The sequence below is a fragment of the Holdemanella sp. MSK.7.32 genome (assembly GCF_024460475.1).
In the GTDB taxonomy this organism is placed as follows: domain Bacteria; phylum Bacillota_I; class Bacilli_A; order Erysipelotrichales; family Erysipelotrichaceae; genus Holdemanella.
Genome location: NZ_JANFYN010000011.1, coordinates 19,365 through 35,086 on the forward strand (window position 1 = coordinate 19,365; position 15,722 = coordinate 35,086).

Genomic DNA, 15,722 nt, shown 5'->3' on the forward strand with positions numbered 1-15,722 from the left:
CAAAATAGTCAAGTCCATAAGCACACCTCTCTTTTCTAAAACTCTTTTTTCTTTAGTATTGTTAAGCTAATAAGATAGGAGATACCTAAAATAACAACTGAAAGCAATAAAAATAATATTATATATACTAGTGGTTCAAATTTAGGTAATTTATTTATTAAGACATATAAATCTATTCCTAAATATTCAGTAGTTTTTATAAGAAGCAGTCCTATAACAAATATAAATCCCATTACACCTATGATAGCAATTCTTCCTTTTTCTCCACCAAATTTCAAGATAAAAGGAAGCATGATTGATAAAATCAATAAAATAGTAGGAAATAAAGAACCTGCTGTTAAAAAAATTTCATTAAAACTGCCTGTTTTTGTAATACCAATAACAACTAAACTAATAACAGTTCCCAACAACAAAAACATTATTCCTGAAATCAATCCAAAAATATATTTTTCCAGTACATAATCTTTTCGTGTTATCGGTAAAGAAAATAAAAAAGCATTTCCATTATCAAATTCATCATAGCTAATTGAACTCAATGAGAATAATGCCCCCACAAAACCTAAGAAACCAATCGGAAACGAAGTCCCCGGAGATACTATTATCATTATTATAGATATAGCAGTAATAGTCATAAAGAAGTTTTTCTGTCCTTTCAGCAATTTAAAATCTTTAATCAATAAACCTTTCATTATTCAACACCTCTAATCATCATTGTTATTACTTCGTCTATATTTCCTTTTTCAATCGCCATTTGAGGATAATTTTCAGCATAATATTGTTTTTGATTAGTTAAACAACTATATCCATAGCTTTCTTTTTTTGTACGTAAAATATATTGTCTATCTAATTTGGAATATTCTTCTTCATCAACTTTAAGTAGTGCATAATCGCTTAGTAAAACATCAGTATCTTCGTGCATAATTACTTTTCCTTGATGTATCATATAAAGGTCATCACATAAAGTTTCTAAATCACTGGAAATGTGAGAACTAATTAAAATAGAGCGTTCTTCGTCTTTTTCTATAAAATCTCTTAGCATTTCTAACAATTCATCTCTAGCTATTACATCTAATCCCGCCGTTGGTTCATCAAGAATTAACAACTTTGCATTGTGTGAAACAGCAACTAAGACTTTTACTTTCGCTTTCATACCAGTTGAAAAATCTTTTATTCTTTTATTTCGTGGAAGCTGAAACTTTTTAACTTGTTCTATAAAAAATGATTTATCAAAATTTTGATATAAATTATCAATAATAGGAATAATATCATTGATTGTTAAATATCCACTAAAGCCAGAGTCCGAAAGAACTACTCCCAAATCTTGCTTGTCTTTTGCAGTAAAATCTTGTAATGACTTTCCAAGAATATTGATAGTTCCACTATCAAAGGAAATTAGCCCTAAAATAGCTTTAAATGTTGTGCTTTTTCCTGCACCATTTTGACCAATCAAACCAGTTACATGACCTTTCTTTACTTCAAGAGAACAATCAAGCGAAAAGTTTTCATAACTTTTTTTCAAATGCTCAATTTTTAACATATCTAACCCTCCAAAATTAACTCAAATAGTTTTTTTATATCTTCATCACTGATACCGTAACATCTGCCTTTTTGAATAACTCGTTCTAAATCACTTTCTAATTCCTTTTTCTGTTCCTCTAATAAAAGCTCTGTATTTGTAGCAGTAACATATGTTCCTTTTCCATGAATTGTTACCGTAAACCCCTCGTTTTCCAAGCTATCATATGCTTTTTTCACAGTTAGAGCACTTATTTTTAATTCTTTTGCAAGAGAACGAACAGACGGAAGATTATCATTTTCTTTTAATTTTCCATTCCGAATTAAAGCTTTAACTTGTTCTACTATTTGCTCGTAAATAGGTATCATTGAAGAATGGTTTATAATAATTTTCATCTCACAGCTCCTTTCTGTATAAACAGTATATAACAGAGTAACGCTGTTGTCAAGTGTTATATGGTGTTTGTACAGAAAGTGAAGCGTGCAAATCTCATTTAGGAAATGCACGCTATATAATTTATCCTACAATCTTCCAGTTACTATCCTTATGTAGCACAAGTTCATACTGCGATATCTGCGTCGCCTTTGTCTGATTATCAAGGAATTTCACGCCTACCTTGACTTTCACATTGTCCCCGTCCTTTGTAAAGATAGGGTTTACCAGTTCAGAATAAAGATAGTCCCTGCCGATAGGTTCAAGCACATTTCCCGATACATAATAGGCAAGCTCTTTTTCCGTAGCTGTCGGGTAGAGCTTAAAGAATGTTTCCAGAAATGCGGTAGCGTCATTCACGGTATCAGCGTCTACACTTGCGTCTGCTTCTGGTGTCTTAGGCTCATAGTCTGATTTTTCGATTGCTGGTGCAAGGGTAGGGTTCTGAACGATTACCATATCCCCGTCAGCGTCTATATGGACTTTTACGGTATAGGTTGCTTTCACATTGCTTGTCTTTTCTCCCTCTTTTATCTGCTGATCTACTTCGTAGGTAGCAGAAAAAGTGTCCGTTCCCGATTGTTCGATACTCCATACAATCACATCTGTAACTGTGGAGCTGGTCGGTATATCCGTTCTAATGGTATCAACATTCAAGTCCTGCAATTCCTTTGTCAGATAACCGTTGATTGCCTGCGTCCTTGATTCAATCGCTTCTTTACTGTTATTCCATGTGTAATAGGACTTCGCAAAATTCTTCACGAAATTTTCTATCCCGTTGGTGTCCTGCAAGCGAAGTTCAATGATTTCTTTTTCGTGGGTCGTGTGCTGGTCGATAGCAGTAAAATTCTTATACACCCCAAAGCTCACGCTTGCAATAAGTACCACCCACAACGCAATCACGGCTTTCTTATGTGTGCCTACCTTAACAGTACGCACCTTTTTTTCTTTTGGTTCTTTGATAGTTTCTGTCTGTTTCTTATTCTTCTTAAACATATTTTCAAGTCCTTTCTATTGTTTTACTCGTCCTGCACCGATTAAGTGCTGTTGCCAGTAACTACTACTTAGGTCTGCATATCCTATCGGGTTGCCTGCATGGTACATCTGTGTCGGCGAAACGAGAATACCAACGTGGGTTACATACGAACCAGCATTATAGGTGGAATGGAAAAATACCAAGTCCCCAGCCTTTGCCTGCGAGAGTGGAAGATGTTGGGTTGCGTCATACTGTGCTTGTGCCGTTCTCGGTAAGGAGATACCAGCTTTTCCATAACACCATTGCGTCAATCCCGAACAGTCAAAAGAAGTGTTGGGATTGCTACCGCCATATACATACTTCCAGCCTTGATATTTCAACGCTTCATTCATTACCTTTTGTGCCAGCTCTCCCGATACCTGCGAAACAGTTAAATACTGATTGACTAATTCAACATAGAACATATTTCCATAGCCATACCGCCAGCCCCCGTTCTTCGCAACAGCTATCGGGTTGGTATAGGTTACTTTCTTTCCACCCGATTTCTCACGGGCAAAATTTTCCGCAAGATTAAAAGTGTGTTTCTTTCCTTTTCCTGCCACATATCCCACATAACCACCGCCATAGTTATAAGACTGTATCGCTACATTCAAATCGTCGATACCTTGATTTTGGCAGGAAGAAAGCAGGGACGCAAAATATTTACACCCCTGCTTGATTGAGCTTTCCGTATCTAAAGAATTGGGCGGTAAGCCAAGACTTTCTGAACTCTGCATAACATCTTCTGCTGTACCACCACTTTCTACTTGAATGATAGCCAATAGCACATTGACATACTCGGAGATACCGTTTTCTCTGGCGTACTTTTCCACCATAGGCTGATGTTTCAAAACTTCTGCGGATAAATTCATACCCGTAATGCCAGAAGAAAAGTTGCTGTTCTCGTCGTCGCTGTCCGCACTAATGAGGACACCAAAGAAAAGGACTATGGAAAAGAGGATAGGAAACAGACTGCCAATAAGAGCGATATGTTTCAGTTTCATTTTTTCTTCTGTCCTTTCTTCGTTACAAGGTTACGGTTCTTTTCGGTATGTTCCGTTGTACGCTTTGATTGTTCAAAGGTCTGTTTCTTTGTAGTACGCTCTGCTTTGTAATTCTGGCGTGTTTCCTGCGATACTACTTTTTCTACATTCTGCCTATGTACTGGCTGTGCAGGCTGGGTCGCTTTCTTATCAGAAGCACCAGAAGATAACGGACGCTCTTTCACAACATTTGTCTTGACTGGTTCACTTGCTTTTGAAGTGGTCGCTGTGGCAGGACGTTTCACTTCCTGCATTTTTTCCGCACTCGGCTTTGGAATGGTTGAAGCTGTGACTGGTCGCTCATGGGGACGGGTAGCTCCCGTTGTCGCTGATCCGTCCGTCTTTCTTTGTCTTGCTTCTTGTGCCTTTTGAAGCTCCATACGTTTGTCAGCGATATTCTGTCTATGCTGTTCCTGCTTTTCCAAGCGTCCCGTCTGTCTGGACTGCTGTTCCTGCACCATGCCACGCTTGAAGTCTGATACGCTGGACTTTGCCTTTTCCTTTGCGGAATACACCGCATAAGCGGTCTGTGTCGGCATATCCTTGATATTTTCTTTGACAGCATTTGCCTTGTCTTTCACTTTATTTTTCGTATCTAAGACAGCACCCACCTTTGAGCCTGCACGCTGTCCCATGCTGGAAGTGGTATTGCCCCGATTTTCTTTAGAAGCCGTATTTTTTCTTTCGGCTCTCTTGCCAGCAACGGCACTTCCAGCTACCGCACCAGCCACACCACCCGAAATACCGCCAGCACTTACCGCCCTTGCAATACGGTGTTCCATACGCCTAGCCCTATGTCGCATAAACAGATACGGTCTGCGGAAAATTCTTCGTCCCATGCTTTGACTGTCGCCAGCATTAAGTGAGAACATACTCATTAAGTCGCCCAGTTTCATATAGATACCAGCAAAACACACTATCTGCAAGAACGCCACCATAAAGAACGGGTAGTCTGTGGAGATGTTATAAAACATACTGGAAATGCTAAATGCCACCGTTACAATGAGCGTTATTCCTGCCCGTGTCATTATGGTATTAAATACCCTTACGATTGCCTGCTTTGCCATGCTTTCATAGCTGGGTATCATGGATAGTAAAAAGCTGATAGGTAAAAACATTGCAAAGATAATAAAAAGTATCTGGCTAAATAACATCATGCCCGTAAGCAAAAATACAAATATCGTTATCCCCAAGTTAAAGAACAGCAGGAAGAACACCATGCCTAAACGGTTCACGACCTGCGGTATTGTCAGATTATTGTTGTCGTTATCCTCGATTTCTGTTTTCACGACTTCCTCTCTGGTCTTTCCGTCCTCGTCCTCTGGACTTGCTGATACAAGAGCTTCTACACGGTCTGTCCCGATTTCTTCTGCGTTGCTGTTCCCGAATTGCAGAAGTAGCCACGGCTGTTCCACTTGAATGGAAAATAGGCTGTCCCGTATCAAGTCCACGCTGTCCTTGCCCTCGCTGTCAGAGTTTGGGAGCATGATTTTTGTTCCCAAGTCAAGTGAAGCGGTACTGATGTCTGATGAAAACTCATTTATCTTTTTAATGTAATCGGGAGCGTAAGCAATAAACGAAGCGGACAGTACGAACACCACCACAAAGTTGATAACGGCGTGAAGTGCCTTGCTGGTTTCCCGTTTGATAAGTCCCGTATAGGCAACATAAAGTCCCACCACTAAGATAATGAGAAGCAGGAAACCAACATAGAAGCCAGAGCTGGAAAAACCGTTCTGTGTTACACCTGCAAGGGTCTGTATGCTCTTTCCGATACTGTCTGCCATATCGTTGATGAAGTCCAGTTTGTAGGCTTCCTGCACCACATAACCCGTTGCATTACTTAAATATAAACTGATAGTCCAGACAAAATTAGTGATACAGTAAAGCCCGTACTGCACACTTTTTCCAATCCCGTCCAGCCAGTTCCACGGAAGCCACGACCAGCTATTATCCACATAAAAATCAAGCTGGTAGTTGGAAAGCGGATATTTTGAGTAAAGATTTTCTGCGTTTATGGTATCGTCCACAAGCCCCGTCGCATGAGCCACCGTCCCCAGAAGTGAAAGCAGGATAAGGGAGAGTGCCACGACAAATAGAGCCATTTTGAGAAAGCGGAAAATCTTCTTTTTTGTGAACGCACCTTTTATCCTTTCTTTCATCACTCCACCTCATTTCTCTGTACGGGCGGTCTGGTATCAAAGGCGTGTAGCAGTTCTTCAAAGACGGGGTGTATCTGTACCACACCGACACGCCCGTATAAGTCCTGCAATAAGCATTGTCCGTTCTCCAAATCACGAAGCCGTTTCTGGTTATTTTCGTCGTCCTTGTCGATACCGAAAAATTCTAAGGTCTGCTTTATCTCGTTAATGTCAGTAGAACGAAATGCAAATTTCAAGCCGATATTGTTTTTCAGACTTTCCTTTGAAACATCATAGGCAGACTGGGTAACAAAATAAACACCTGCCTGCATAGCTCGTCCAGCACGAACCAGCTTATTTGATAAGGTTTCGCCTTGTGCCACATTTAAGAACGCCCACGCTTCGTCCAAATCGACAATCTTAAAAATACTTCTGTCCGAATGGATAAAATCAAGGGCAAAGGTACTAATCACAATTAGCATAGACACCGACAATAATTCAATGGTCGTGTATTCCTCAAAGGTCGTGTCCTTATCTGGTAATACTAAGTCCGCTACTTGAATGATATTGAGCTGGTTATCCAGACTGATAGCATTTTCTACCGTACCGTCTGAAAACAGCAGGTGTGCAAAATCGTAGTCCGTAAAACTGTCGATATGGTCTGCGATATTTCTTGATATGGGTGTATCTTCACGGCGTAGCTCGTCTATCACATGGAGCAAACCCCGACTGTCGCTCTGGGTAACGGAGCGTACCGCTTTACGAAGTACGGGGAATTTTTCGCCGTCCCTAGAAGAAATACCCGTAAGGAATGTCAAGATGTCGATTGCCAGACTTTCAGCGTCTTTTACATTCTTCATAATCACGAATGGGTCAAGAAGTCCTGCATTGTCCTTGTCGCTGGTAAGATTTACGATATTGATTTCATGGGCGATTTCTGGGAGCGTTTCTTTCCAGTTGCCACGCTCTGATTTTGGGTCTAAGATAACCGCTTGTCCCCCAAAGAGAACCGAATAATACACCAGAAGATTGTTGCAGAAAGACTTACCACCGCCAAGCGAACCGACAAAAGCAGAAGCAAGGGCATTTGTAACTGTGCCTTTTACGCCCTGCGAAGCTAAAGACGGTTGCAGGTACACATTTCTTCCCGTATCAACGGAATAGCCCATATAGATACCCGTAGTTTCTCCTAACTGCTGGGTCGCTCCAAAGCCAAGCCCAGCCAAGAAGTCTGATTTTACATACTGCACATAGTCATTGATATATCGCTTGCTGGCAGGAAGAAATTCAGAATGAAGCCCCAGCATATCCCCCGCAGGACGCACCAGCTTTACATTGAGGTCGTCGTAAAAGTCTTTGACTTCATCACAACGGCGTTTTAATTCGTCCAAATCATCAGCCGATACACGCACTACATAAGAGAGCTTATACATACTTTCTTTTGTCTGGTCTAAGTCTGTTTCCAGCTCGTCCACGCTGTCTAATGCGTCCACCACATTTGAGCTGGTTTCACTTCCTGCTTGATAGGCGTGATTGTCAAGGTCTTTCAATTCCTTTTTCTTATTTCTTACTGTTGTAAGAGCCTTTCTGTTCTCCACGATTTCTACATTCATGGAAGTATCCACGGGGAATGTGAATTGCTGTTGCTGGAAATAGAAAATTTCAGACGACGGAAAATCAAGCTCGCCGACAATCGCATTGACGGTAAAATAGGACACATAACTTTCCTTGTCCTCATGTTCCAATCGTAAATACCTTTGGCTTTCCTCAATCACACATCTTGTCGGACGAATAAGGTCGTAGTATTTTATCTGCGTTTCTCTCCTCAATTTCTTCTTTGGTAACTGATACTCATAATCTTCATAAGCGACACCGTCCCTACCGTAAAGATGTTCTATGAGATACCCGAAGTCGTTTGTTTCCAAGCGTCGCACCTTGAAACGACGGGATATTTTGTTTTCCAGTAACTTTTCCATTTTCATGTAGCGGTTGATTTCATCATTCGGCATGGAAACAAAGTCGTTCATCAGCGTGTGGTTCACTTCATGGAGAAATTCCGTGAACGTCAGCCACGCCGATTTTTTGATGTTCTTCAGATTGAGCTGTTCTTCCGTAACCATGAGCTTAAAGCCAAGAAAAAAGCGGTAGTCCACTTGATTATCCCCAATCATAGATACTAACGCTTCGGTCTGTTCGTCTATCTTCTGATAGGCAACTTCCTTTAATTTTCCAGTTACCAGCTTTTTTGACTGCTCCTGCATACTTCGGATTGAGCTTTCTGTGGCAATCTGCAACGCATGAATTTTACCCTCACGGGACTGTGCAATGAGCTGTCGAAAGCTGTCATGCACGATAAATTTCTGCTCTGCGGATAAGAAAGAATAGTTGTACGGTATCAGCTCATAATAGGCAAACACCTCATTGTCCTTGTTCCAGACAAGGTTATTGTCAATATATTTTATCGGGAACATAGTTCACACTCCTTACTGCCGTGATTGTTTCATTGAGTATCTGCTTATGCAGTTTTACGGCTTTTCCTGCATAAGTGATTTTTGGTCGCAGGGCATAGGTTATCTGTGATTTCAAAAAGCTGTACGGCTTCTTTCCGTCAAAGGTTTTCTGCGACATAAACCATGTGAGAGCAACGGGAATACCAAAGTATTTGAGAAATGCTCCCTCAATCATGGAAAGTGGGGGAATATCCCCAAACAGAATAATGAGAAATTCCGTAATCACAAACCATGTAATCTGTGTAAAGGTAACGGGAAAGGGTAAGTTAAAGTCATTGATTGCATACAAGACTTTTTCCACGTTCCAGATACCCGTATAAGATTTAATCTTTTTCAAGTTCTTTCAGCTCCTTTCGTAAGTTTCTAAATAGAAAAGGACAGCCATTTTCAGACTGTCCCTTAAAGAGAAATACGCTGTCAGTAACAACCATGCTTGTCGCTGATCTTCCAGCGTTAATATGGTATCTCGCACATACCTCGGCTTGTTTCAATAAAGCAACCGCCCATATCCAAATCTCGCCCGTAGGCTTCATAGTCAATATAGTTCTGTAAGCTGGGTGGAATATCTCCTAGTGCCTGCAATTCGTCTATGTAGTAGTAGGCAACGTCTGTCATGGTTTCACAGTCGGGATAATAATAAATATCGTCCTTATGTTCCACGACTTCTTCCAGCGTCCCGTAGTGACTGATAAATTCGTCCAGACATTCTACGATATAGTCGGGAAGTTCCTCTATCATTTCATACATCTCATTGAGTTCTTCAATGGAAACATACTCGCCAATCGCAATGGGAAAGTTATCGGTATCATGGATTGCGTATTCCTCATACTGTTCATTCAAGCCGATTTTTTCTTTCACATCTTCCTCGTCAATGGGGAACGTGAACCAAGCACCGACTAAATAGCCCTCATTGTATTTGCCAAGATTAGCAATATAAACCGCCATATCATCAATCATAAGCACCACCTCATTTCCTACTCTGGCAGTTCAAAGATACCGTGTTCCGTTACTAAAAATTTCCCGTGTTCCTGCAAGTGAGAAGCGTAGGCTTCAAAGTCAAAGTAATATTCTTGACAGTCCTCGGATAAATGCTTGAATGTCGGGTCGTTCATCAGCTTTTGACTTGCAACATCTATCATGCTTTTGCAGTCGGGATAAACGGTAATCACGTTCCTGCAAATATAAAGTGCTTCTAAATTCTCAAACACCGTAAGTAGTGATACATATTCTTCCTGCATATCGCTTGAAAGCTGGCGGTACATAAAATCTAATTCGTTGAGCTGATACACGCTGGTATGTTCGTGAACTTCATCAGCATAAGGCAACACCTTTTCGATAATGCGGTAATCTTGACTTTCTGCACCGACACCTAACTTTTCTTCAAACTCTGCAACATCTATCGGCAGGTCGAACCAGTATGATGTTGTTTCTTTGCCAGTTGTTCCTCTCGTTTCCACCAGCACCCTTGTTTCCTGCATTGTTCCTCACGTCCTTTCTGTTGTTTCATCACATCTTTTAAGCTCTGGTACGACATACCAAACACATACTTTGAAAAATCTTCTAACTGTTTTTCTTCATAATCGGCAGGGTTCAATCGTTTCATTTCCTGCCACACCTTACGCTTGTAAGAGGGCAGGTCGGAAATGTATTCACAGCCGACTTTTGCCTGCATATTCTTAAAAATATCGTTCATGTAATCACTCCAATCTGAAATTTTAGGTAAGAAAAAAGCAGTCAATCCTAAGACCAACTGCTTTGCATATAAATATAAATTTGTAAACTAAAATTTTCGGAAGTTTTTTTGTATTTTGTGTAGCCATAGTCCAGCAATACCAGCTATAATTGCCAAGAAAAAAACTGCGGTAGGAATAGAATGATTTTTTACTATAATCGCAATTACCCCAGATACTAAAATACCAATCCCTACGAATAAAACAGGTTTTCCTAATTCTTTTGCATATCCTTTTTTGTTATCAGTAGTATCAAATACTTTACCATGAACAAAAGAGTAATTTCCCTTTAATAAAGAAATACTCACGAATATAAGGATAGCAGAAACAAACCACATCATTATACTAAATCCTAACATAAAATATCACTTCCTAAAGTTGTATTTTTATATCCATATTATATCACCCCATTAACAACATCACAATAAAAATTTATGCACCGATAATCTTGTTGAATAGCTCTAACAGTACATCTTTCACACCGCCGGCGTTAAATACCAAACCGACAGCAATCAAGGCAACTACCAAGAAGCCGATAAGTTTGGAAAACTCACGCTTGAACCCTAAGTAGATACCGATAACCACAATCGCCATAAGCACCAAGCTCTGTGCGTTTGATAAAAACCATTGATACAAATTGTTTCCGAAATTCATGTTATTTGTCCTCTCTTTCTTCTAATTGTTTCATTTCACAGTCAGCTTCTTTGCCGACAGTCAAAATACACATCAAGACTATGCCGATACCCATTCCCAGAGATACCAGCAGGAAGTCTTTTAATAATATCCACATTTTTTATCACTCCTAACTTTCCACCAAATCTTTTGCAGGGGTCGTCTGCTGTTTGATTATCATTTCATGTTTTTCTGTGAGCTTTGCCTGCTGTTCGATTGTTTCCATGTAGTCTGTACCGTTTCCCTTATCAATTCTTTTCAGCATTTTCAAGGTCGGTGCTACCTGCCTTTGTACCCAACGCAATGTACGGTCTAAGGTGTAAGGCTCTGGCTTTGTCGTCAGCTTCAAGCTCTGTCTGTTATCGCCGATAAACCAAGCCCAGCGGTCATTGAGTTTCCAGTCATTTTTCCGCTTGTCTGGTTCTTCATCAACAAACCGCACATACTGGTTGATGATAGAAAAGGCGGTCTGCTCTGCGTCATAATAGGTCAGCAAATCCCGTACTGCATAATAGGCACGTTCATTGCGAAGCCGTATCTCGAAACGGTTGATAATATCGGCTTCTTCAAGCGGTGTCCCCAGCTTGACGTACTGCTCATAGTCCTTTTCATAGATACAGAAATACACATCTGATTTCAGCGAACCAAGATAAAGGGTGCGTCCCATATATTCTCTGTCGTCCTCTCTGTGCTTGATAAGCTCGCCCGACTGGTAAAACTTATAACTTCTGGACTTTCCGATATATTCCCGTTTCCTGCATTTTTCCGCAAGCTCTGGAATATCCAAAATGCCCGTATGGTCGTTGATAGCAAGGTCGATACGCTTCATCACGCCACCGTCTACCAATGCGTCCATGAGAAAGTCATACCAGCTTCTTTGCTGTGCCAGCAGGTAACTTTCAAACTGCCTGCAACCACGCCCCTTTAACTCTAAAAGGACACCTTTTTCTTCGTCAGCCGACGTATAGATAAAGATGTCCCCTAAAGAATAATGCTCCGTATAACTGTAACGCCCGTAATCTTCATGGAGCATATAATTGATATTCAATTTTAATATGTCTTTGATGATGTGCTGTATATCCAGCGTGGGAAAACGAATTTTCACATAATCAAACAGCATGGTAAGCGGTGCTTCTGGATTGAACCTTGCCAGTTCCTTATGCAGAGTATTAAGAAGTTCTTTTGACGGCTTCATTTTTCCGCTTTCTATCTTGTTGAGATATTCCCTTGTGATACCAGAAGCCACCGCCAGCCTGCCTTGTGAGATACCGTAAGCAATCCGCTTCTCCCGTAATTCTTTTATCCATTGTTCTTCATTCAGAACCATACCCCCAATCTGTCAAGTGTGAAGTTTTTTAAGGCGACTTCACAACTGAATTTTGCTAGGAAATCATGCCAGAAGCCTTATGTTTCCTATGTTTTTTGTCTATTGTCTATTTGCAAACGTACCCCTCTGTTAGATACCGAGGGGTTTTACCTGCTGGCGTGGCTTACGCCACACCAGCAACGGCTAGTCCGTGCCGTCGCCTTTCGCTTCGCACGTCGCCGTCCCGTCCTGCCTTGCTTGTGCAAGAGAGCCGATAGTCTGCAAAAAATCATGTCCTTTCGGGACTAAAGGCGTGTAAAATTCACTGATAACGCTTGTTCCCACATCACAATAGCCACGCCCCTTGATACGCTTCTGGAAAAACTGCTTTTTCACATCTGAACCAAACAGCATACCGTAACCTAATTCGCTGATACGTCCAAGTCCCACACGGAAATTGAAGTTATCTCTGATACCGTCTGAAAAATACTTTGCGTCTGGACGCTGGCAGGCGACGATAAGGAAATAACCTGCTTGTCGCCCTAACATAACGATTTTCTTTAACTGGCTAAGTAAGCTCACGCTTTCTTTTGTCCCCAGCATTTCAAAAAATGCCACATATTCATCAAAGATAAGAAAGCAGGGTGGCAGTCCCAGATAGGCGTAGTTTTCGCCCGTCTTGTAGTTCGGGTGTCGCTTCATCTCCTCACTTCGCTGTACCATGCCCTCATAAAAGGCATTGACGCAATCTATCATTTCTTCTTTGGTATGATATACATTTTCCATAACCGTTCCCAAGTCGGCAAGGTCGCTATTCTTTGGGTCTAAGATATAAAGGACAGCGTTGGTATGCAGTAAGGCTTCAATGAGCGTCAGCAGAAAATAGGTTTTACCGCCACCCGTACCACCAGCAATCAGAGCGTGAGGGAGTGCGTCATATTCCCAGACAAGATTTTTCATCAGTCTAAGACAGCCGTTTTCTGCCCGTACTTCATCAATGGTAATGCGGTTCGCTATCATATCATAAAGCAGGGTATATTCGATATAGCCGTCATGCAGGGTCTTGTCGGTCAGCTCACAATACAAGCCACTTTCCAATTTATCCTCTAACCGTAAAAGCTGGTCTTGATATTTCCCCAGCGTAATTTCACAGCGGATATGAAGCAGTCCCTTTTCCATTTGATAATAAATCTTTGGAAACCAGACGATTTTTTCCCTTGATCTGCTTTGCAGGTTAGTAAAAAAAACGCTGTCTTGTACGGTATCGGCTTCATACCACTTATTTTCCAGTATCATTCGTGCCAACTTTTGACGGTGCAGGAGCTTCTTGAAACCGTCGTAACAGAAGCGGTAATACAGAAAAGCGACCAATGCACAAACACCAGTCGCTATCAGTATGGCTATGAAGTTGTAAGGGGAAAGCGTCAAGCCATTCTCTAACAAGCTGAAATGCTCCCAATCGGTACGCATGAGCTGTTTCATATTCAGTAGCAGAAGAACCGCCACGAATACAAACAGAAGCGTCCCTATGGAAAAGTGGTAGACAAGGTGCTTGTCGCTGGCTCTGATACGGTGTCCTTTGTTCCAAATCTTACGCATAAATCAATCACTCCTTTCTGGGTATGAAAAAAGCAGTCAATCTTTAAGACTAACTGCTCTATTTGTAGTAATATTAAGTTGCAAAATTGCAATTTTATTGATTGAAGCATAATCAATACTCACTTTTACCCGATATTGAGTAAACTATGAATTACCCATGGTTGAACTGTAATCATAACTATAAATATATAAATTGCATATAACATTATTTCGACCATGTCATTAACATTTTCGGACTGAAGCCTTTTCCTAAAATTGATAGGTAAAATTTTTGACACCAGATAATATATCAAATATCCTAAACATGCTCCTGCTGTATTTATAATAAGGTCATTTATATCTGTTGCCCCCCAGCCAAACATCTGAACAATTTCAATAGATAAGGAAAACAGAAAGCCAGTTAAGATAACATTCTTTATATGCTGATACTTTTTATACAGTAATGGTAAGAAAAAGCCCAAAGGAACAAATAAAACAAGGTTTAGTATGGTATCTATTGGTCCACTTATCATACCACAAAATGGAATTATAGAAATTTGGGGACGAAATGATATTGTGCTTGTATAACCAATACCTGTTACAGTTAAAATTCCAAATAAATAATAACAAAAAACAAACACAGCGATAATATGAAAAATACTTTGTTTTCGTCCCGATTTTTTTCTAATAAAAAAATACAATATAAGAACTGGAATTATAAACACATACCCACTTATTGAACGAATAAGAATATCGGAAATTGGCAACATATTTTTCACTCCTTTTACATGAACTCATTACATATATTTGTCAGTCCGTTTCTTCTATAAAGATAACAGCAAAAATTAAAAATTATCCAACGAAAAATCGAAAATTTTTCTTAAAATTTTATTTATTCTACATACTCATATTATAGCAATTCCATGTATTCGCTACAATGAAAATCTATCCAGCAATCCTATTTTTTCGGCTGTCCCTGCGGTGTATGGTTCTGTGGACTTCCTGCGTTCTGGTTTCCTTTATTCTTCAACACAATATCCTCTGCTTTTACATACCAGTCCACATCTGCACCCGTATAAGTTTTTCGTGATACCGTATCGGCTACTGGATTGACAAGCTCCACAACTGCATTGTACGGAAATTCTCTTAACGGTACTTCTGGCGGTACAGACACGGGGATAATTCCACCATGCAGACTGCACTTCAAATCATAGATACGCTTTTTAAGCTGGGTACTCGGTGTCCCGTCCTCATTCTGTAAGAACACATCACGCACCGCTGTAAATTTTAATTCTCCAAATGTTTTCTCTTTGTCAATAACAAACCCGTTTGATAATCTCATAAATTCTTCACTCCTTTACTTTTCTTCAACTGCTACAATATCATCAGCAACTAATACATAATCGGTATGTCCCATATCCCCGATTGCGTAACCTCTGCCGTATAACTTCGGATTGACAATTTTTACTTTCTGTTCATACTGGAACTTCTTTTCGCCAGCCTGCACGGGAATTTCTACCACAACATTTTCGCCTTTCTGTACGTCAGAATAAAGGTTATAGCTTCGTCTGGCTAAGACCCTGCGGTTATTTTTATCTCTTTCAAAGACTGGCTCACTTTCGCCTGCAAATTCAAGAGTTCCAAAAGACTGTGCCATATCTGGCACGACATATTTCATTTCCATATTGTTTTACCTCGTTTCTTTCTATATTTGATAAATTGATTGATTGTAATTTCTTATTCTGGCAGTTCGGGAAATACCAGCAATCCCACAGATAG

At 40.3% G+C, this 15,722-nt stretch carries 19 protein-coding genes; all 19 read right to left on the minus strand.

The features are described from left to right. Window positions 1-35 precede the first annotated feature (35 nt). The 19 genes from NE544_RS04160 to NE544_RS04250 all read right to left on the minus strand — a co-directional run bounded on the left by NE544_RS04160 (window position 36) and on the right by NE544_RS04250 (window position 15,627). Window positions 36-689 carry an ABC-2 transporter permease gene (locus NE544_RS04160; RefSeq protein WP_006857098.1) on the minus strand — a complete coding sequence of 218 codons (654 nt, stop codon included), beginning with the start codon at window positions 687-689 and terminating at the stop codon, window positions 36-38. Further along, window positions 689-1,537: an ABC transporter ATP-binding protein gene (locus NE544_RS04165; protein WP_118003844.1), complete on the minus strand. Its 849-nt coding sequence runs from the start codon at window positions 1,535-1,537 to the stop codon at window positions 689-691. The genes NE544_RS04160 and NE544_RS04165 overlap by 1 nt, the downstream gene beginning before the upstream one ends. A 2-nt stretch (window positions 1,538-1,539) precedes the next feature. Beyond that, window positions 1,540-1,911, minus strand: coding sequence for a GntR family transcriptional regulator (locus tag NE544_RS04170; RefSeq protein WP_006857100.1), 372 nt, complete (start codon window positions 1,909-1,911; stop codon window positions 1,540-1,542). Window positions 1,912-2,032: 121 nt separating this feature from the next. Then, on the minus strand, window positions 2,033-2,944 hold the full coding sequence (locus NE544_RS04175; protein ID WP_118760192.1) for a conjugal transfer protein: 912 nt from the start codon (window positions 2,942-2,944) through the stop codon (window positions 2,033-2,035). A gap of 15 nt (window positions 2,945-2,959) precedes the next feature. Beyond that, the gene (locus NE544_RS04180) at window positions 2,960-3,967 is read right to left on the minus strand and encodes a bifunctional lysozyme/C40 family peptidase (protein ID WP_161234488.1); all 1,008 of its coding nucleotides are present in this window, start codon (window positions 3,965-3,967) and stop codon (window positions 2,960-2,962) included. Continuing rightward, window positions 3,964-6,168 (minus strand): CD3337/EF1877 family mobilome membrane protein, encoded by a 2,205-nt coding sequence (locus NE544_RS04185; protein WP_256268434.1) that lies wholly within the window; start codon window positions 6,166-6,168, stop codon window positions 3,964-3,966. The genes NE544_RS04180 and NE544_RS04185 overlap by 4 nt, the downstream gene beginning before the upstream one ends. After that, window positions 6,168-8,618, minus strand: a complete 2,451-nt coding sequence (locus NE544_RS04190) for an ATP-binding protein (RefSeq protein WP_256268435.1) — start codon at window positions 8,616-8,618, stop codon at window positions 6,168-6,170. The genes NE544_RS04185 and NE544_RS04190 overlap by 1 nt, the downstream gene beginning before the upstream one ends. Then, window positions 8,596-8,994 carry a conjugal transfer protein gene (locus tag NE544_RS04195; protein WP_009243016.1) on the minus strand — a complete coding sequence of 133 codons (399 nt, stop codon included), beginning with the start codon at window positions 8,992-8,994 and terminating at the stop codon, window positions 8,596-8,598. Before NE544_RS04195 ends, NE544_RS04190 begins: the two co-directional genes overlap by 23 nt. A gap of 116 nt (window positions 8,995-9,110) precedes the next feature. Next, window positions 9,111-9,614 carry an antirestriction protein ArdA gene (locus NE544_RS04200; RefSeq protein ID WP_002323345.1) on the minus strand — a complete coding sequence of 168 codons (504 nt, stop codon included), beginning with the start codon at window positions 9,612-9,614 and terminating at the stop codon, window positions 9,111-9,113. 17 nt (window positions 9,615-9,631) lie between these two features. After that, a complete protein-coding gene (locus NE544_RS04205) occupies window positions 9,632-10,135 on the minus strand; it encodes an antirestriction protein ArdA (RefSeq protein WP_256268436.1) in 504 nt (167 codons plus the stop codon). Continuing rightward, a complete protein-coding gene (locus tag NE544_RS04210) occupies window positions 10,054-10,350 on the minus strand; it encodes a conjugal transfer protein (RefSeq protein ID WP_082419285.1) in 297 nt (98 codons plus the stop codon). The genes NE544_RS04205 and NE544_RS04210 overlap by 82 nt, the downstream gene beginning before the upstream one ends. An 87-nt stretch (window positions 10,351-10,437) precedes the next feature. Then, complete coding sequence (locus NE544_RS04215; protein WP_004843356.1) at window positions 10,438-10,746, minus strand: hypothetical protein; 309 nt, start codon at window positions 10,744-10,746, stop codon at window positions 10,438-10,440. A gap of 73 nt (window positions 10,747-10,819) precedes the next feature. After that, on the minus strand, window positions 10,820-11,041 hold the full coding sequence (locus tag NE544_RS04220; RefSeq protein ID WP_004843355.1) for a hypothetical protein: 222 nt from the start codon (window positions 11,039-11,041) through the stop codon (window positions 10,820-10,822). Window position 11,042: 1 nt separating this feature from the next. Beyond that, the gene (locus tag NE544_RS04225; protein ID WP_004843354.1) at window positions 11,043-11,177 is read right to left on the minus strand and encodes a DUF3789 domain-containing protein; all 135 of its coding nucleotides are present in this window, start codon (window positions 11,175-11,177) and stop codon (window positions 11,043-11,045) included. 12 nt (window positions 11,178-11,189) lie between these two features. Beyond that, entirely contained in the window at window positions 11,190-12,386 is a 1,197-nt protein-coding gene (gene mobT / locus NE544_RS04230) for a MobT family relaxase (protein ID WP_074073906.1), read from the minus strand. Window positions 12,387-12,569: 183 nt separating this feature from the next. Beyond that, window positions 12,570-13,964 carry an FtsK/SpoIIIE domain-containing protein gene (locus NE544_RS04235; RefSeq protein ID WP_055259759.1) on the minus strand — a complete coding sequence of 465 codons (1,395 nt, stop codon included), beginning with the start codon at window positions 13,962-13,964 and terminating at the stop codon, window positions 12,570-12,572. A 125-nt stretch (window positions 13,965-14,089) separates the two neighbouring features. Beyond that, the gene (locus NE544_RS04240) at window positions 14,090-14,713 is read right to left on the minus strand and encodes a VanZ family protein (RefSeq protein ID WP_008393085.1); all 624 of its coding nucleotides are present in this window, start codon (window positions 14,711-14,713) and stop codon (window positions 14,090-14,092) included. A gap of 188 nt (window positions 14,714-14,901) precedes the next feature. After that, window positions 14,902-15,285: a YdcP family protein gene (locus tag NE544_RS04245; protein ID WP_003432338.1), complete on the minus strand. Its 384-nt coding sequence runs from the start codon at window positions 15,283-15,285 to the stop codon at window positions 14,902-14,904. 15 nt (window positions 15,286-15,300) lie between these two features. Then, window positions 15,301-15,627: a YdcP family protein gene (locus NE544_RS04250; protein ID WP_008393084.1), complete on the minus strand. Its 327-nt coding sequence runs from the start codon at window positions 15,625-15,627 to the stop codon at window positions 15,301-15,303. Window positions 15,628-15,722 lie beyond the last annotated feature (95 nt).